Below are 17,956 nucleotides of genomic sequence, written 5' to 3'. Positions count from 1 at the left end.
GGGGGGGGGAGTCGGCAGCGGCTCCACGGGTCCGGTGGCACGAATACCAACCGGACGGTATGTAAGGATGGTGGCGCGTCAGGGCTCTGGCGCACCCTGCCGCAGCGAGCGCCCGCGCTGTGCCGCGGCCGACGACGACAAGGAGGCAGCGATGGCAGTCGACCCCTCCGGGTCCGACCTCGCGCGCATGCTGGAGGAGGACCCCGGCGGTCCCGTTGTGATGCTCAACCTGCTGCGGTTCGCCCCCGGCGGGCGGTCTTCGTACGAGGAGTACTCACGCCAGGCGGGGCGCTTTCTGAAGAAGTACGGAGCCGAAGTGCTCTACGCCGGCGACGGCGCGCCGCCCCTGGTGGCCGAGGACGGCCAGGACTGGGACGCCGTGCTGGTGGTGCGCTATCCCAGTCGCGAGGCGTTCAGCCGGATGGTCGCCGACCCCGAATACCAGCAGATCACCGCTTTGCGTTCGGGCGCCCTGACCGAGGCCGTGCTCCAGCCGACCGTGCCCTGGGGCTCGCGCCGCGGCGACTGACCGCGCGGGGCGCCGGGAGGCGTCCGCCGCCGCGGTGCATCACCGGTGTCACGGGTCGGCAGACCGGCGTTGTTCTGGCCTGCGGGCGGTGCTGTGGTCGCTCCGTCCGCAGGGGCCGGGCGGGAGCGCGCGGTGCGTTACGCGCCGGCGGCCGTGGCGGCCCGGCCCGCGGCGCGTTCCGTTCCGCCGCGCACGATGATGGAGAAGCGGGTGAGTTCTGCATGGCCTGCTCCGGAATCTGATTCGGGGAAGGCGGCGCGGAACCCGGCGTCGATTCCGTCGGAGTGTGTGAAGTGCTGCTGCGGGTTATCCGCGGCCGGGCATTCTTGGGATTCGCCTATTTCGTTGTGATGGCCGGGTACGAGAAGGCGGTCCGGCAGCCGCTGCGGGCCCTGGCTGGGATGGTGGCCGCGGGGGTTCTGCGCGGCCTGTCCCTGGTCCTGCGCTCACACGGCCACGGTCCGCGCATCGGCGGAAACGGAGTGGTCCGGTCACGGAGAGGAAGGGGCGCCGGATTCCCATGTCCGACGTGACGGTCTCTCGTTGAGCACTCCTCATCAGGGGCGGGGTTTTTGCGGCGCCGTCGTGGAAGTGGCGAACGGGAAGACCGCTGTGCACGCGGTCGCCGTTTTCGAGGATGAATCGTGGTGCAAGCAGCGGGAGTTCGAGGGAATCGCTCCCGATTTCGGATTTCGCATGCTGGAGCACCCCTTGGCCTGAGCCCGGTGATCGCTGCCGCCCGCCGATGCGCATCCCGTGCGGTGTAGCCGCTCACCCTCACCCCGCACGAGGGTCCGGAAGCCCTTCGAAACTATCGAGTAGCCACAGCTGCACGATCCTGTGGAGTCGGGGTCCGGTGGTGCGGTCTGTGCCCGGGAACCGGGGTCGAAAGTCTCCGAAATCTTCCGGAAATTATTGACAACTCCATGTGGCCGCCCGAACACTGTCACTACTGACGGAGCGACCCCGAGTTCAACCGAGACCACCCACTGCGACCTGGTCGTTCAGCTCGTCGGCGCAGGTCGACCGGACCATTCCGCCGCGTCGCACAGCGCCGAGCCGCGGCGGCCGCCCCCCGGCCGCCGTCAGTCCCCCGCGAGGAGGAAGAACCGCAGATGATCACATCCCCCACAGATCCGAAGAGTCGTAGACACAGCGGAGTCAGACGGTTCGCCGGACGCGCCTTCGTCGCCGCGGTAGCGATGGTCACGGCCTCGACCGTCCTGCCTACCAGCGCCAGCGCGGCCATCACGTCCAATCAGACCGGCACCCACGACGGCTACTTCTATTCGTTCTGGACCGATTCCGAGGGCACGGTCTCCATGGAGAACGGGTCCGGCGGCAACTACAGCACCCAATGGAGCGACACCGGCAACTTCGTCGCCGGCAAGGGCTGGAGTACCGGCGGGCGCCGGAGCGTGCAGTACTCCGGCAGCTACAACCCGTCCGGAAACTCCTACCTGACGCTCTACGGGTGGACCAGAGACCCGCTCGTCGAGTACTACGTCGTCGAGAACTGGGGCAGCTACCGGCCCGACGGCGAGTACCAGGGCACGGTCACCAGCGACGGCGGAACCTACGACATCTACCGGACGATGCGTTACGACAAGCCCTCCATCGAGGGCACCGCGACGTTCCCCCAGTACTGGAGCGTTCGCCAGTCCCGGAGGACGGGCGGAACCATCACCGCCGGCAACCACTTCGACGCCTGGGCCAGCCACGGTATGAACCTGGGCAACCACGACTACATGATCATGGCGACCGAGGGCTACCAAAGCAGCGGCAGCTCCAACATCACCCTGGGCACCTCCGGCGGCGGCGGAGGCGGCGGCGGCGGTGGCGGCGGCGGTGGCGGTGGCGGCGGCAACGACGGCTGCACCGCGACGCTGTCCGAGGGCGAGCAGTGGGACGACCGCTACAACCTCGGGGTCTCCGTCAGCGGCTCCAACGACTGGACCGTGACGATGAACGTGCCGTCGCCGGCGAAGGTCATGGCGACGTGGAACGTCAACGCCGACTACCCCGACGCCCAGACGCTGGTCGCCAGCTCCAACGGCAACGGCAACAACTGGGGCGCGACGATCGAGCACAACGGCAACTGGACGTGGCCGACGGTCTCCTGCAGTGCCAACTGACACCCCTGAACCCGGGTGATACCCACCTCCGTGGCGCGGCGGCTGCCAGCCGCCGCGCCACGGCGCTTTCCGCGGTCGGTTCCGCTGCGTCGCGCACGCCGATCCGGGAGCAGACCCTCTCCGGCGACACGGCCGCGGTCGCGTGAGGCGCCCCGCGTCGCTAAGCGTCGCCGTCTTCGGGATCCGCTGCGCGGATGACGCCCTGCCGTGTCGTGATGGTGAAGGCGCCGTCGGAGGCGATCGCCGTGTTCAGGCGTTCGCGGGCGCGGCGCACGATCTCGTCGTAGGGGACCCCGGTCTGGGCGGCCCAGACACGGTAGGAGCCGAGATGATCGAGGACCGGGGCGGGGTCGTGGGCCGCGATGCTTCCGGTGAGCTGCTGCACCGTGACGTCGCCGAAGTACTCCCGCAGCTGGGCGGCGCCGGCGTCCAGCGGAAAGCGGTCGGACAGGCGCGCGGGGCGCGATCCCTGGTCGGTGCCCAGTACATCGGCGGCCGCGGCCTGCCAGAGGTCGTCCAACTCCTGCTTGTCGTCTTCGGCGTTGGTCGATGCGACCAGGAGCCCGCTGGGTTCGAGAACGCGGACGACCTCCGCCAGGGCGGCGTCGATGTCGGGCAGGCGGTGGAGCGCGTGCAGCGCCAGCACCGCGTCGACGCCGGCCGTCCTGATCGGCAGTTGCGCGGCGGCGGCGCACAGCACAGGAGGGGGCAGGTCTTCGAGCACGCCCGGCGAGGCGCCGACGCCGATGGTCGTCGCCTCCGGGAGTTCGCTGCGCAGTCGGTGAAGGTCGGCGCCGCTGCCGCAGGCGAGGTCGAGCACGGTGCGGTGCTCGTCGGCGAGGGAGCCGGCGATGAGGGCGGGCAGGTCGTAGGTCGGCTGCTGGAGATCGTGGAGCGTGTGTCGTGCCGCGAGGTGGGCGTCGTCGTCCAGGAGGCGGCCATCGGTGACAGGGCGGGTCCGGTCGGCGTTCATCGCTTCCATCCTGCCGCTGTGCCGGTGCGGAGGGAAGCGCTATCGACGGAGCCGTCCCGCTCGGCGCGGGTCGAACGGCGCACGACCGGCGAGCGCGGCCCAGAGGAACCGCTGAGGGACGGGGGCGACGGCGCTCCACGGGGTACCCGGTGACAGCGCAGTGCCCCCGTGGTTCCCGCCGAGGCGGCGGCCGCCGCGTACCGGCCCGGGAGGCCGCCGCTCGGAGAACGTGGCGTCGCGTGCGGGTTTGCCGTCACAGGCGGGGGGATAGCGGGGCGGGTGCCGAGACGGCACAGCGAACGGCCACGTTCGGCGGCCGGAAGGAGACTGTCACCGTGGAGAGCCGTGAACACCTGATCGCCTGGCTCAACGACGCCTATGCCATGGAGCAGGCACTGGAAGAGACCCTTGAGCGGCACGCCAAGGACGCCGAGGGTGACGACCCCGAGGTGCACGACCGCATCACGCGCCACATCGAGGAGACGCGCGGCCAAGCCCAGACGGTGCGCGGCTGTATCGAGTCGCTGGGCGGCCAGGTATCGGGCGCGAAGTCCTCGTTCGCGAACATGTTCGGCGCGATGCAGGGCATGGCGAACAAGCCGTTGAAGGACACGATGGTCAAGAACGCGCTGGCCGACTACGCGGCCGAGCACTTCGAGATCGCCTCCTACCGTGCGCTCATCGAGGGTGCCCGCCATCTCGGTGAAGACACGGTGGCCGACCAGCTGACCGGAATTCTGCGCCAGGAAGAGGAGATGGCGCGGTTCCTGGAAGAGAAGCTTCCGGCAGCTGTGCGCGACTCCCTCGCCCAAGGATGAGCCGGCCTCCGTACCTCTCCGACCGGGCCCCGCGCCGCACGCCCGCGCGGGGGCCGAACGCGTCTGCGCAGGAGTAGCGGTGCGGAGCGATCGCCGCGCGGTCACGGCCGGGAACATCCCTCCCGCCGTACACGTTGCACAGGGCAAGGTACACGGCTGCGTTTTTCCAATGCGGAAACATCTGCGGGCACCCCCGAGCGGTGCTCCTCTTTCCAGGTACACCTGGATCGGCGGAGATGTAGCACGCCGAGGCCGCGCGACCACGCGACCCCATCTCCCCTTCGACCAGGAGACCAGTACATGCCTCACGGCACAGTGAAATGGTGCGAGCCCGAAACGGGCACCGGCCGTATCATCCCCGACGACGACACGGCCGAAATCCCCTTTCACGCCGAAATTGAGCCCGGCACCGCCGGTGCGTTCACGGAAGGCCGGCGAGTGGCCTACCGCCTCGGTCAGGGCCCCGAGGGCCCGCAAGCCGAGGAGCTTTGCCCCCTGGACGCCGACGACAGGGTCGCCGAACTCGCGGCCGTGGGCGCCGGGAACGGAGCGCCCACCCGCGGCGATTCGGGCGGCTCCCGACCCGCCCGCCGGGGCAGCGACTACGCCGAACTCTCACGCCAGGTCAAGGCCGCCGGGCTGTTGCAGCGGCGGCCGTTCTCCTATGCGGTGCGCATCGGAGTGAACCTGCTCCTGCTGGTGGCCGGATGGGGCGCGTTCGCCGTTATCGGCGCCTCGTGGTGGCAGATGCTGACGGCGGCGTTCCTCGGCGTGGTGTTCACCCAGACCGGGTTCATCGGCCACGACGCAGGCCACCAGCAGATCTCCGCCTCCAGGCGCGTCAACGACTTCATCGGGCGGGTGCACGGCAACCTGCTGGTGGGGCTCAGCTACGGCTGGTGGAACTCCAAGCACAACCGCCACCACGCCCACCCCAACCAGGTCGACCGCGACCCCGACATCGGCGGAAGCGCGATCGCCTTCACCGAGGACCAGACCCACGCCCGCAAGGGCGTCGGCGTCTGGCTGGCGCGCAGCCAGGCGTGGCTGTTCTTCCCCATGCTGCTCCTGGAAGGGCTCAATCTGCACGTCGCCGGTGTGCGGGCGCTGTTCACCAGCGACACGGCCACACCGCGGGTCAAGGCCATCGAGGCCGGGCTGCTCCTCGCCCACCTCGGCGGCTACCTCGCCGCCGTCTTCCTCGTGCTCACGCCGCTGCAGGCCGTGGCCTTCATCGCCGTCCACCAGGGGCTGTTCGGCCTGTACATGGGATGCTCCTTCGCGCCAAACCACAAGGGGATGCCGATCTTCGCCAAGGGCGAGAAGATCGACTTCCTGCGCCGCCAGGTTCTGACCTCCCGCAACATCCGCGGCGGCCCCTTCACCGACGTCGCCCTGGGCGGGCTGAACTACCAGGTCGAACACCACCTGTTCCCCTCCATGCCCCGCGCGTCCCTGCCCCGCGTGCAGCCGATGGTGCGTGAGTTCTGCGCCAAGCACGGGATCGAGTACTACGAGACCAGCCTGGTGGACTCCTACGTCCAGGTGCTGCGGCACCTCAACACCGTCGGCGGATCGCTGCGCCCCGAATTGGAGTACTGAGTCCGCCGCACGCCCGCCCACACGGCGCACGCGTTGGAGCGGAGGCGGCCCCAGCAGGGTCGCCTCGGCCCCGGGCCCGCCGAGCTGTCGGCGGGTCAGCCGTCGCCCCAGCACAGGCAGAACGGGTGGCCGGCCGGGTCGGTGTAAACACGGAACCCGCCCTCGGACGCGGAGCGCAGACCCTGATCGACCTCCTGCGCCGAGTCCCAGGGCAATCGGGTGGCGCCCAGCGCCAGGGCCGCCGCCTCGGATTCGTCGATGTCGTCCACGTCGAAGTCCAGGTGGATCTGCATCGACGCGGTGTCGTCCGGCCACGTGGGGGGCTCGTGGCCGGGCGCGTGCTGGAAGCTCAGGCGCGTGGTCCCGTCGTCGCCGATGTCGACCCAGGCGTCGTCGACCCTCGTGATCCGCACGCCGAGCAGTTCGGCGTAGAACCGCGCCAGAGCCTGGGGATCGCGGGTCTCGAGCACGACCGTCTGCAGCCGGGTGGCCATGAGTCCTCCTTCGATCGTCTTCCATCGAACCGTCCCCACTGATCCTGCCGTACGGGTACGACAGGATTTCCGAGCGCGCGCCGAGAACGTGCGGGCGGGGCGCCGGACGATCCGCGGCCGCGAGTAGGCTGCCCGGGGCAGGCGTCGCGGGAAAGGGGCCGGTGATGGAGCGGGCGTTCTACCGGGACCTCGGCGCGGGCCGCTACCTCGCCGCCGAGCACACGGCGGGGCCGTGGTCCTCGGAGACCCAGCACCTTGGACCGCCCTCCGCCCTGCTGACCCGAGAGCTGGAGCGCTGCGCGCCCGCGCCCGACACCCTGCTCGCCCGGATCACCGTGGAGGTGCTGGGGCCGGTTCCTGTGGGCGAGCTGCGGGTGAGCGCGCAGGTGGACCGGCCCGGCCGGTCGGTCCAGTTGCTGTCGGCGAGCTTGGAGAGCGCCGAGCGCCCGGTCGCCCGGGCGGTCGCCTGGCGTATCGCGCGCGGAGACACCGCCGACCAGGCGGCCGGCGCGGCCGAGCCTCTGGCCCCTGTCAGCGCCGGTGTCGAGTTCGGCCGCCCCGAAGGCTGGGGCGGGGGCTACATCGACGCGATGGAGTGGCGCAGCCTCAAGGGGGCGCTCGCCGATCCCGGACCGGCCACGGTGTGGGTGCGGCAGCGGATTCCGCTGGTCGCGGGGGAGGCCCCCACACCGCTGCAGCGCCTGATGGCCGTGGCCGACTCCGGCAGCGGAGTCTCCAATCTGCTCGACCCCCGGCAGTGGCTGTTCATCAACACCGAGGTCACTACGCACGTCCAGCGCGAGCCGGTGGGGGAGTGGATCGGGCTGGACTCCACCACCGTGCTGGGACCCGACGGCGTCGGCACCGCGGTATCGGTGCTGCACGACCAGCACGGGCAGGCGGGCAACTGCAACCAGGCGCTGCTGGTCCGCCCCCGCTGACGAGACGGACGCGCTCAGTCGCCGATACCGGAGCGAAGGGCCGTGTCCGGCAGGAGCCGATGCCGCTTGGCCGGAGCGCGGCCGCGACCGCCGCGGACGAGGACGGGAGCGAGTCAGAGCGGTCCCAGAACCCGCTGCGGATCGGCGTCCAGGGCGAGGGTCTCCAGCACGGTGAGGAGCCGGCGTTCCTCGTATCGGAAGTGGGACTCCATGATCGCGGCGATCCCCTCGATGCGGCGGTCCAGCTCCGCAGGCGAGGCCGACCGCTCCACGGCCTCCTGGAGCCCGGAGACCAGGTACGCGATCATCGAGTGGTCCTGTTTCAGGCGACCCAGGGTGTCACGCAACTCGGGATGCTGAGCGGCGATCGCGGGGAACAGTTCAGCGTCCTCGCCCTCGTGGTGCCCGGCCAGGGCGGTGCAGAACCCGTGGCAGTACAACAGCAGGTCCCTGGTGGCGGGCACCGCGGAATCGCCGGCGTCGAGCGCCTCGCGGGTCGCGCGCAGAGCTTCGCGCAGCCGTTCGTGGACGGCGCGTAGTTCACGGCTCCAGGCGATGAGCCTGGTCTTGTCGCCCTCACTCATAGAAGGAGGGCGAAGGGGGCGACACGAGCATCGTCGCACTCCTTCGGATCCGGCGCCTCCATGCCTGACACGACCTGCCACCGACACGCGACGCTGGGCGTCAAGCTAGCAGCGGAGCCGTCCTTCCGCGACCGGTAGCCCCGGGGGCTCGGGCCGCTTCGGTCGTCGCTCGCCGCGGTCCGGATGGAAACCGACGGCTCCGGGAACGAACGCGGAGATTTCCGGGAAAATCTGCGGTCCGCTGTTTAGCCGCAGGTCAGCGTTCGTCTGGGGCCTCCGGGTAGAGAATGTGGCGAGTCCCTCGTGCCGCGTTTTCTCCTCCGCGGGCGGCGCCTGCGCCGTGTCCCGCGCCGACCACGTCGCGCTGCGCGTGCGGGGGTGCGGGAGCGTCCGGTGCTCGGTATAGCCCCTGGACACAGCCGTATGAGCGGTCCCGTGGCGGCGCCGTCGGCGCCGGGGGGCGCACTCGCCGCACCCTGCCGTCCCGGCCCGGTCCGCGGAATCCGAGGGCGGAATCCGAGCGGAGGGAATACTTGATGCTGTAGGTTGTTCTACTAGGCGATCGCGAATTTTCTTCGTACGTGTTTGACTTCGTGTTTGGCACTCGCAGTTATTAACGCGAGTGATCCTGCAGCCAGGGATGGTGGGTGGGCGCTCGGATTGCGATCGCGGATCCGGAATAACACGGATCCGAACCCGTCTACCTGCCAGGAGGCAGTCATGGCTCAGGGAACAGTCAAGTGGTTCAACGGCGAAAAGGGCTTCGGCTTCATCAGCCAGGACGAGGGCGGCCCGGACGTCTTCGTGCACTACAGCAACATCGACGGCAGCGGCTTCCGCAACCTCGATGAGAACCAGCGCGTCGAGTTCGACGTCACGCAGGGCCCGAAGGGCCCGCAGGCCGAGCGCGTCCGCGGCGTGTAGCGGCGGCGCGGCCCCGGTCTCCCGGGTGTTCCGCGTCTCTCGGCATTGCGACTGCCCCCGCCGGTCACGGCGGGGGCAGTCGTCGTTGTGCCGGGCCGACCCGAGAGTCCGCGAGGACGGTGGCGACCCGACCGGGGCGGTGAGGCGGGACGGATTCCCGTCCGTCTCCGCTCAGCGCCAGCCGAGCTCCGGCGCGACGTAGCGCAGCAGGCTGTCGAGTACGTGGGCGTTGTAGTCCACGCCCAGTTGGTTGGGCACGGTGAGCAGAAGCGTGTCCGCCGCGGCGACGGCCTCGTCCTGCGCCAGGTCCCGCACCAGCCGGTCCGGTTCACCGGCGTAGGTCTTGCCGAACCGGGCAAGGCCGTCCTCCAGGTGGCCGACCTGGTCGGTACTGCCCGTTTCGCGGCCGAAGAGCTGGTGATCGAGCTTGCTGACGAGCGGGAAGACGCTGCGGCTCACCGAGACACGGGGCTCGTTCTCGTGGCCGGCGGCCTTCCACGCCTCTCGGAAGAGGTGGATCTGCTCGGCCTGCAGCTGGTGGAAGGGCACACCGGTCTCCTCGGTGAGCAGAGTCGAACTCATGAGGTTCATCCCCTGCTCGCCGGCCCATCGAGCGGTGGCCCGACTTCCGGCGCCCCACCAGATCCGCTCGCGCAGCCCCGGGGAATGGGGCTCGATCCGCAGAAGCCCGGGCGGGTTGGGAAACATCGGCCGCGGGTTCGGCTCGGCGAACCCTTCGCCCTTGAGGACGTCGAGCAGCGCCGCCGTGTGCTCCCGGGCCATCTCGGCGTCCGTGGTGCCCTCCGCCGGGTGGTGCCTGAAGTACTCGTAGCCCTTGACGACCTGCTCCGGCGAGCCGCGGCTGATCCCGAGCTGGAGGCGCCCGCCGGCGATCAGGTCCGCCGATCCGGCGTCCTCGGCCATGTAGAGCGGGTTCTCGTAGCGCATGTCGATGACGCCCGTGCCGATCTCGATCCGGCTGGTCCGCGCCCCGATCGCCGCCAGCAGCGGAAAGGGCGATGCCAGCTGCCGGGCGAAGTGGTGCACGCGGAAGTAGGCGCCGTCCGCGCCGACCTCCTCGGCGGCGACGGCCAGCTCGATCGACTGCAGCAGGGCGTCGGAGGCCGACCGCACCTGGGAGCGCGGCGACGGCGTCCAGTGGCCGAAAGAAAGGAATCCGATGTTCTTCACAGCTTGGTCAACACCGCGGACAGGCTGCTATTCCAGCTCGGCGTGGCGGCAGGTGCCCGGGCCGGGTCACCCGGCGGTTCCCGGACGGATCCGCCGTCCCCTCGCCCCCTCCTCCGTCCGCCTCCGTCGAACCCAGGTGCGTCGCGGTCTTCGGTCGCTGAGACGTCGCCTCGGGGTCGGCGGCTCCGAATAGCAGACTGGAGAGTCCGGCGGACGGCGACCGGACTCAGGAACCCGTCGGAGCGCGGCGGCGAGTAGAAGAGGTGACCATGGAACGCACTTCCCTCAGCATCGTGGCGGCGGCCGCGGCGACGGCCCTGCTGGTGGCCGGCTGCGGAGCCCTGGGCGGAGAAGGCGAGGCAGCACCGCAGGACGGTGCCGAGGCGTCCTCCTCGGGCGTGGACGCCGCGCAGGGCGGGGACGGCGGAGAGCAGGGCGAGGGCGGCGGCCGGAGCCCCGCGGAGGCGCTGGACTTCACCGCACCCACGGTCGGCGGGGGCGAGATCGACGGCGCCGAACTCCAGGGCGAACCGGTGGTGCTGTGGTTCTGGGCGCCCTGGTGCACGATCTGCCGCGGCGAGGCGCCCGGGGTCGCCGACACCGCCGAGCGCTACGAGGGCGAGGTCGAGTTCATCGGCGTCGCGGGCCAGGGCGAGGCCGCCGCCATGGAGGAGTTCGTCGCCTCCACCGGCACCGACGGCATGCGGCACATCATCGACGAGGACGGCTCCATCTGGTCCGGGTTCGATGTGACCACCCAGCCCTCCTTCTCCTTCCTGCGGACCTCGGGGACGTTCCTGACCTACACGGGCAAGATGAGCGACAAGGAGATCGACGACCGCGTCGCTTCCGAGGTGCTGGCTGAGTGATGGAGCAGCTTCCCTTCGCGATCGCTCTGGCCGCCGGGACTCTCGCGGTACTCAACCCCTGCGGCTTCGCGCTGCTGCCCGGCTACCTCGCGCTGCTGGTCTCCGACGCCCCCGACTCCCCCGATGCGCGGGCGCGGCGGCTTCCCGCGCTCGGGCGCGCCCTTGCCACGACCGCCGCCATGACCGGCGGCTTCGTAGTGGTATTCGGCCTGTTCGCGCTGGTCGCCACGCCGCTTGCGCTGTCCCTGGAGCGCTATCTGCCCTGGACGACCGTCGCCATCGGCGTGGTTCTGGTCGCCCTGGGCTTCTGGCTGCTCAGCGGCAGGTCGCTCGCGCTCCCCGGGGTCCGCGCCCCTTCACCGGGGCGGGCGACCCGCTCCCTGCGCTGGGCCGCGGCCTACGGCACCGCCTACGCCACCGCCTCGCTGTCGTGCACCGTCGCCCCGTTCCTGGCGGTGACCACAAGCGCGGCCGCCACAGGAGGCGTGGCCGGGGCCGTGGGGGTGTTCCTCGCCTATACCGCAGGCATGGCCCTGGTCGTGGGGGTGCTGACGGTGGCGACCGCCCTGGCCCATGAGGGGGTGGCGGCACGCATGCGCCGCGCCCTGCCGTATGTGACCCGGGCCGGAGGTGCACTGCTCCTTCCGGCAGGGGCCTATGTGGCCTACTACGGCTGGTTCGAACTGCAGGTGCTGTCCGGGCAGGCGGCCTCCGATCCCGTGGTGGGAGCGGCCACGTCCGTGCAGTCGGCGCTGGTCCGGGCGGTGGAGCAGGCCGGTCCGGGAACGCTGCTGGCCGCGCTCGGGCTGCTCTGCGCAGCCGCCGTCGCCGCCGGGGCGGTGCGCAGGCGGGGGCGCGTGCGGGCGGAACACGGGTGAGGGGAGCGCGAGGCCGGCCGTCCGACGGGCGCCGACGGGCGCGGTGATCGGCCTCCCGGCAACCGGCCCCGGGGCGTCGGCGCGGCACGGGTGCGGGTCCTTCCGGTGCTGCGGGGTAGGGGCGTCGGCGACCCGAGTGAGCAGCGCCGCGGCCGCGCTTGTCGTACCGGCTCGGTACCTTGGCTCTGCGCCGCCAGGCTGAGCCTTTCCCAGGGGCGCGGTGCGCCGAGTCCGGCAGCGGCAGCACCGAGGCGCTCGCCCACCTGCCCCCTGCGCCCGATGACCCCGATGACCCCACACGCCGGGCCGATCCGCGACGGAGATGCCATGCCTTCCGCTGAGGAAATGATCAGTGCCTCCACGGCGCGTTCCCTGGCCACGGCCGTGCGAACGGTTGTGCCCGGGGCGCGCCCGGCGGCGTTGGAGGCCGCCGAGGCCGGACTCGCCCCGCTGTCGGTGCGGGAGCGCAGCGACCTGCTGCGCGACGCCCTGATGGCCGACCTGCCCGGTGACTACGCGTCGTTCGCGGCGACGGTGCGGGCCGCGCTCGACCGCGCGCCGTCGTTCACGGGCTGGCTGATCTGGCCTGTCACGAGTGCGGTCGCGGCCAAGGCCGTCGAGGACGGCTCGGACGAGGCGTTCGACGACGCCCTCGCTCTGCTTGCCGACCTGACGCCCCTGCTGTCCTCGGAGTTCGCGCTGCGGGTGCTCCTGAACCGCGATCTGGATCGTGCCGTGGCCGCGATCGGCGACTGGACCGGATCGGAGAGTGCGGCCGTCCGCCGGCTGGCGTCCGAGGGGACCCGGCCCTTCCTGCCGTGGGCGGTGCGGGTTCCGGGGATCCTCGCCGCGCCCCGTTCGACGCTGCCGATCCTCGACGCCCTGTACCGCGACGAGAGCGAGTACGTGCGGCGCTCGGTCGCCAACCACCTCAACGACCTGAGCCGGCGGGAACCCGAGCTGGTCGTGCAGACCGCGGCGGCGTGGCTGGCCGACCCCGGCGAGGACACCCGGCGCGTCGTACGGCACGGCCTGCGCACACTGGTCAAGCAGGGGCACCCGGGAGCGCTGGAACTGCTCGGCTTCACCCCGGCACGGCTCGACGTAACGGGTCCGGTACTCGCCTCGGACACGGTCGCCATCGGAGATGCGCTGGCTTTCACGGCGGCGGTACGCAACCTCGAAACGCGCCCGGCGCAGCTGGCGATCGACTACGTCGTCCACCACCGCAAGGCGAACGGCAGTCTGACCGGCAAGACGTTCAAGCTCACGACGCGCACCCTCGGTGCTGGCGAGACCCTCGACCTCGCCAAGGAGCACTCGTTCCGCGTGATCACCACCCGCCGCTACCACCCGGGTCGCCACGCCCTCGAACTGCAGATCAACGGTGTCCGCTCGGGCAGGGCCGAGTTCACTCTGGTCCCGCACGACGGCGGGCCCGACGGCCGCCGCTGAGTCCGGTCGGGGCGCCGTCGGACCGCCGAAACCGCGAAACACCGTGGTCGCACCCGCGTGCCTGTGCCCGAGGCGGAAGCGGCCTCCACCGAAAGTCGCAAATGCGATGGGGACCTGCGCGGGCTGTGGCGAAGGGGGCTGTGCCAGCACGCTGGAGATCAGCAGCCGGGGCGAGGCACGTACATGTACGGGGCCGCCCGGCTGTCCGAGTCATCCACACAGCAGGAGTGAGCCCGTGAAGCCCCCCGAAGCAACCTCCGCCATTCCCCCGGTCGGCCCCTCGCGGCCGCGGCGCGGATCCCGTGCACCCTTGGCGGCGGTGGTGGCCGCCACGGCCGTCGCCGTGCTGGCCGGCGGTTGTGCCGGGGCCGCGTCCGAGACGGATCAGGTGCCCTCTCGCTCTTCCGCACCCTCATCGCCCGGTACCGCCGGACTGACCAAGCAGGACCTCGACGCCTGGCTGGACGGCCGTATGCCGACAGCCCTGGAGGAGACCGGCATCCCGGGGGCCGCGGTCGCCGTCGTCCACGACGGCGAACTGCTCAGCGCCCGGGGCTACGGCTACGCCGACACCGGTGCGGGCGGGGACGAGCCGGTACCGGTCGACCCCGAGCGGACGCTCTTCCGGACGGGCTCGGTCTCCAAGCTCTTCACCGCCACGGCGGTGATGCAGCTCGTGGAGGAAGGAGAGGTGGACCTGGACACCGACGTACACGAGTACATCGACTTCACGATCCCCACCTCCTTCGACGAACCCGTAACCATGCGCCACCTGCTGAGCCACACCCCGGGCTTCGAGGAACGCGTCTCAGGCATGATCCTGCCCCAGGGCACCGAAACCGACCTGCGCAAGCGCTTGGCCACCGATCCCCCTGAGCAGGTGTTCGAGCCGGGCACGGTCCCCGCCTACTCCAACTACGGCAACGCGCTCGCCGGATACATCGTCGAGCGCGTCAGCGGCGTCCCCTTCGAGAAGTACCTTCAGCAGAACGTGCTGGAACCGGCGGGAATGGACTCTTCCACCTTCGCCCAGCCCCTTCCCGACAGCCTGGAAGGACGGTTGGCCGGCGGCTACGCCGCCGACGGCACCGCGCCGGCCGGGCCCTTCGAGGTCGTCTCGGACGTACCCGCCGGCGCGCTGACCGCGCCGGCGACCGACATGGCGCAGTTCATGCTCGCGCACCTGAACGACGCCGGAACCGGCCCGTCCGCGCTCCTCGACCCCGAGACGCTCGAACGCATGCACGAACCCGCCCTGGGCGAGGAGTCTCTGGGGAATCTGGCCGCCGGACCGCGCATGGCGCTGGGCTTCTTCCGAGAGGACCGCAACGGCCACCGGATCGTCGGCCATGGGGGAGACACCACGTACTTCCACTCCCACATGCAGATCTACCCCGACGAGGACACCGGCATCTTCGTGAGTGTCAACGGCGGCGGGCAGGAGGCGGTCGACAGCCTCAACCTGCGCGAGCAGCTCACCTCGGGCTTCGCGGATCGCTACTTCCCCGCCTCGGATGAGCAGGAGGCCGACTCCTCGGTGGAGCCGACGGCCGCCGAACACGCCGCGATGGCCGAGGGCACCTACGAGGACACCCGGTCGATGTACAGCACCTTCCTGTACGCCGCGAACCTGATGAACCCGCAGACCGAGGTCACTGCGCAGGAAGACGGCACGATCCTGGTCACCCCGGGTCCGTCGACCTTCGAGCCCACGGTCTACGAGGAGATCGAGCCCTGGGTGTGGCGCGAGGTCGGGGGACAGCGGATCCTCACGATGCGGGAGCAGGGAGGCCGGGTGGAGGCGATCGGCTACGGCGTGGCTTTCACCAAGCTGCGCCTCGACCCCACGCGCCAGGCCTCCGTGGCCCTTCCGGTGCTGGGCGCTTCCGTGTTCCTGCTGGTGGCCGCCGTTGTGAGTTGGCCCGTCGGCGCCGTGGCCCGGTGGCGCACGTCGCAGCCCAAGCGGGGACGATCCGGGCGTGTGGCCCGGACCCTGACCCGGGTGGGTGTGGGCGGTGCGCTGGCCGCGCTCGGCAGTTGGGCCGTGAACATCCTCCTGGTCATGCAGTTCGTGCCGGTGCCCGACTACGTCCTCTACGGGACCGCGGCGGCGCAGTGGCTCGGCGTCGCGGCCATCGCGCCTGCGGCCGTGGTCGTGATCGACGAGATCCGGCGCAGCTCGGGATGGAAGCGGTACCTGGGCAGCACGCTCGTCCTGCTGGCGCTGATCGGGGTGGCGTCCTTCTCCGCGGCCTTCGGCCTGCTCTCCTTCGACATGACGTACTGACCGCCCGGTTGTTCGGAAGCGGGGCCGCACGGAAGGATTCGCCTTCGGTGCGGTCCCGTGCCCCACCCCGGAACGAGTCGAGGAACCAGTGGACGCTTTGACCGACGACGATCTCCGCGGGCACGCCGGAGACGCCCTGGGGCCGGCGGAGATGGACAGCGCGGCCTTGCGCGTGAAGACGCGGTTCGACGACGGGCTGAACCGCCTGGGGATGCGCTCCGCCTTCGCCCGCGACTGCCTGCTGGCGGGGGCTGTGGTACTCCTCTCCACCGCCATGGCCTGGTCCCTGGTGGGTTTCATGGCGAGGGAGGACGGTCTCACGCTCTCCCCGACCGCCGTCGCCGCGCTCACCGCCCTGCTGTACACCCAGTCCCTGCTTCTGTGCGTGCGGCGCAGACACCCGGCTCTGTGCCTGTTCGCGGTGGCGCTCACCCAAGTGGGGCTCGCCGCCCTGCTGCCCCCGTTCGTGATGGCCCAAGGATTCGCCTCGTTCATCGCCGCCTACACGTGCGGCACTCTGCTGCCGCCGCGCCGGCTGGTGCGGTCGCTTGCGGCCGTCCTGGTCCTTCAGGGGGTCGTCGGGACACTGGTGACGGGGACGTTGGCCGACCTCGTCGTGGCCCCGGATGCCTTCAGCCCCTTGCCTCCGGCGAGTGTGGAGGACTACCTGCGGCTGGGAGGCGGACTGCTGACCTCGGCACTGCTCATCTACGTAGGGTCTGCGCTCGTGGGAGCGTTCATGGCGATCCGGCGGCGCTATGCCGAACTGACGCGTATCCGCGCCGCCGAGGTGGTCCAGCGGCAGCGGGAGAGGACCGAGGGCGCGATCATGGGCGAGCGGGCGCGCATGGCACGCGAGCTGCACGACATCGCGGCCCACCACCTCTCCGGAATGGTCGTCCAGGCGGGGGCGGTCGAACGGCTGATCGGCCACGACGACCAGGCGGCTCGCGAAGCCACCTCCTGGGTGCGTTCCCAGGGCAAGGAGACGCTCGACAGCCTGCGCCTGGTCGTCGGGACGTTGCGTGATCCCGGAGAGGAGCCCGCCTCCTCCGGGGACGGGCTGTCGCACACCGGGAACCCGGGGGCGCGCGGGGCGCCCGTACCCCGGGCCGCCGCGCTCCAACGCCTGGTGCAGGCCGAGCGGGATCTGGGATGCTCGATCGAACTGGTGCGGGAGGGCGCCCCCTATGACCTGCCGCCGGTCGCCGACGTCACCGTCTACCGGGTGGCGCAGGAGGCGCTGTCCAACGCTCGCGAGCACGCGCCGGACGCGTCCGTGCGCCTGCTGCTGCACTACCGCGAAACGCGAGTCGTCCTCGATGTCGAGAACGCTCACGGGAGCGGCCGCGAGACCGAGGTCGCGAAGCCGGACGCACCGCGCGGGCTGGGCCTGCTCGGTATGAGGGAGCGGGCCCAGCTCGTCGGCGCCGAGCTGGACGCCGGCCCGACCTCGGCGGGCGGGTGGCGGGTCCGCCTGGAGCTGCCCGTCAGCAGGGAGATCTCCGCAGGCCGCACCGAGACCGCAGACGAGGAGGAGGCGCAGTGATCAGGGTGCTTCTCGTGGACGACCAGTCCGTCGTCAGAGCCGGCTTCCGCGTCATCCTCGACATGGTGGAGGACATCGAGGTCGTCGGCGAGTGCGGCGACGGGCCCGCGGCGGTGGAACTCGCCGGGTCCCTTGAACCCGACGTCATCTGCATGGACGTGCGCATGCCCCGCGGCGACGGGCTGTCGGCGACCCGCCGGATCCTGTCCGGCGGCACGGCGGACCCGCCCCAGATCCTGATCGTCACCACCTTCGACCTCGACGAGTACGTCTTCGGTGCGCTGGAGGCCGGGGCCGGCGGGTTCGTCCTCAAGGACACCGACCCCGACGATCTGATCGACGCCGTGCGCCGGCTCGCCGACGGCTACGGGCTGGTGGACCAGGCCGTGACCCGGCGTGTGATGACCGAGTTCGCCCGCCGCAAACCCGCGAACCCGGACGGTGCCGCCCAGGCGCTCGATCTGCTCACGGCACGCGAGACCGAGATCACGCGTCTGCTCGCCCAGGGCATGTCCAACGACGAGATCGGCAGGGAGTTGTTCATCGAGACGAGCACGGTCAAGTCGCACCTCGGACGGGTCATGACCAAGATCGGGGCCCGCGACCGGGTGCAGACCGTGGTGTGGGCCTATCAGCACGGGCTGGTGCGGCCGTAGGCCGCCCGTCCGCCGGAGTCCGGGGTTCCGCCTCGATCGGGGCATGGCCGCCGGACGCTGCGGCCTGTGGT

At 71.0% G+C, this 17,956-nt stretch carries 16 protein-coding genes; 12 read left to right on the top strand and 4 right to left on the bottom strand.

Features of this window, described 5'->3' with window-relative positions:
- Nucleotides 1–151 precede the first annotated feature (151 nt).
- Together LP52_RS17885 and LP52_RS17880 are read left to right on the top strand one after the other, a co-directional pair.
- A complete protein-coding gene (locus LP52_RS17885) occupies nt 152–529 on the top strand; it encodes a DUF1330 domain-containing protein (RefSeq protein ID WP_040275158.1) in 378 nt (125 codons plus the stop codon).
- Between the two features lie 1,115 nt (nt 530–1,644).
- Nucleotides 1,645–2,664, top strand: coding sequence for a glycoside hydrolase family 11 protein (locus LP52_RS17880; protein WP_040275156.1), 1,020 nt, complete (start codon nt 1,645–1,647; stop codon nt 2,662–2,664).
- 160 nt (nt 2,665–2,824) lie between these two features.
- On the opposite strand, the gene LP52_RS17875 is transcribed toward LP52_RS17880, so the two are convergent.
- On the bottom strand, nt 2,825–3,637 hold the full coding sequence (locus LP52_RS17875; RefSeq protein WP_052809980.1) for a class I SAM-dependent methyltransferase: 813 nt from the start codon (nt 3,635–3,637) through the stop codon (nt 2,825–2,827).
- A 335-nt stretch (nt 3,638–3,972) separates the two neighbouring features.
- Between LP52_RS17875 and LP52_RS17870 the strand changes: the two genes are divergently transcribed.
- On the top strand, nt 3,973–4,455 hold the full coding sequence (locus LP52_RS17870) for a YciE/YciF ferroxidase family protein (protein ID WP_040275154.1): 483 nt from the start codon (nt 3,973–3,975) through the stop codon (nt 4,453–4,455).
- Between the two features lie 300 nt (nt 4,456–4,755).
- Nucleotides 4,756–6,057: a fatty acid desaturase gene (locus tag LP52_RS17865; RefSeq protein WP_084723295.1), complete on the top strand. Its 1,302-nt coding sequence runs from the start codon at nt 4,756–4,758 to the stop codon at nt 6,055–6,057.
- A 95-nt stretch (nt 6,058–6,152) separates the two neighbouring features.
- Here LP52_RS17865 and LP52_RS17860 read toward each other — a convergent pair whose 3' ends face one another.
- The gene (locus LP52_RS17860; RefSeq protein WP_040275152.1) at nt 6,153–6,551 is read right to left on the bottom strand and encodes a VOC family protein; all 399 of its coding nucleotides are present in this window, start codon (nt 6,549–6,551) and stop codon (nt 6,153–6,155) included.
- 164 nt (nt 6,552–6,715) lie between these two features.
- On the opposite strand from LP52_RS17860, the gene LP52_RS17855 reads away from it, so the two are divergent.
- Nucleotides 6,716–7,492 (top strand): thioesterase family protein, encoded by a 777-nt coding sequence (locus tag LP52_RS17855; RefSeq protein ID WP_040275150.1) that lies wholly within the window; start codon nt 6,716–6,718, stop codon nt 7,490–7,492.
- Between the two features lie 113 nt (nt 7,493–7,605).
- On the opposite strand, the gene LP52_RS17850 is transcribed toward LP52_RS17855, so the two are convergent.
- Nucleotides 7,606–8,076, bottom strand: a complete 471-nt coding sequence (locus LP52_RS17850) for a hemerythrin domain-containing protein (protein WP_040275149.1) — start codon at nt 8,074–8,076, stop codon at nt 7,606–7,608.
- Between the two features lie 720 nt (nt 8,077–8,796).
- Between LP52_RS17850 and LP52_RS17845 the strand changes: the two genes are divergently transcribed.
- Nucleotides 8,797–9,000 (top strand): cold-shock protein, encoded by a 204-nt coding sequence (locus tag LP52_RS17845; RefSeq protein ID WP_040275148.1) that lies wholly within the window; start codon nt 8,797–8,799, stop codon nt 8,998–9,000.
- A 171-nt stretch (nt 9,001–9,171) separates the two neighbouring features.
- Here LP52_RS17845 and LP52_RS17840 read toward each other — a convergent pair whose 3' ends face one another.
- Complete coding sequence (locus LP52_RS17840) at nt 9,172–10,191, bottom strand: LLM class flavin-dependent oxidoreductase (RefSeq protein ID WP_040275147.1); 1,020 nt, start codon at nt 10,189–10,191, stop codon at nt 9,172–9,174.
- Between the two features lie 269 nt (nt 10,192–10,460).
- On the opposite strand from LP52_RS17840, the gene LP52_RS17835 reads away from it, so the two are divergent.
- From LP52_RS17835 to LP52_RS17810, 6 genes are all read left to right on the top strand, one after another.
- Nucleotides 10,461–11,060, top strand: a complete 600-nt coding sequence (locus tag LP52_RS17835) for a redoxin domain-containing protein (RefSeq protein ID WP_040275181.1) — start codon at nt 10,461–10,463, stop codon at nt 11,058–11,060.
- Nucleotides 11,060–11,938 (top strand): cytochrome c biogenesis CcdA family protein, encoded by an 879-nt coding sequence (locus LP52_RS17830; RefSeq protein WP_040275146.1) that lies wholly within the window; start codon nt 11,060–11,062, stop codon nt 11,936–11,938. Before LP52_RS17835 ends, LP52_RS17830 begins: the two co-directional genes overlap by 1 nt.
- A 345-nt stretch (nt 11,939–12,283) precedes the next feature.
- Nucleotides 12,284–13,393: a DNA alkylation repair protein gene (locus tag LP52_RS17825; RefSeq protein WP_238580970.1), complete on the top strand. Its 1,110-nt coding sequence runs from the start codon at nt 12,284–12,286 to the stop codon at nt 13,391–13,393.
- A 319-nt stretch (nt 13,394–13,712) separates the two neighbouring features.
- Nucleotides 13,713–15,680 carry a serine hydrolase domain-containing protein gene (locus LP52_RS17820; protein WP_338011648.1) on the top strand — a complete coding sequence of 656 codons (1,968 nt, stop codon included), beginning with the start codon at nt 13,713–13,715 and terminating at the stop codon, nt 15,678–15,680.
- A gap of 88 nt (nt 15,681–15,768) precedes the next feature.
- Nucleotides 15,769–17,229, top strand: a complete 1,461-nt coding sequence (locus tag LP52_RS17815) for a sensor histidine kinase (RefSeq protein ID WP_238580968.1) — start codon at nt 15,769–15,771, stop codon at nt 17,227–17,229.
- Nucleotides 17,226–17,885 carry a response regulator gene (locus tag LP52_RS17810; protein ID WP_040275144.1) on the top strand — a complete coding sequence of 220 codons (660 nt, stop codon included), beginning with the start codon at nt 17,226–17,228 and terminating at the stop codon, nt 17,883–17,885. Before LP52_RS17815 ends, LP52_RS17810 begins: the two co-directional genes overlap by 4 nt.
- Nucleotides 17,886–17,956 lie beyond the last annotated feature (71 nt).

Origin of the sequence: Streptomonospora alba (assembly GCF_000826685.1) — a bacterium.
Classification (GTDB): Bacteria; Actinomycetota; Actinomycetes; order Streptosporangiales; family Streptosporangiaceae; genus Streptomonospora; species Streptomonospora alba.
This window is presented reverse-complemented; position numbering and strand designations above follow the sequence as displayed.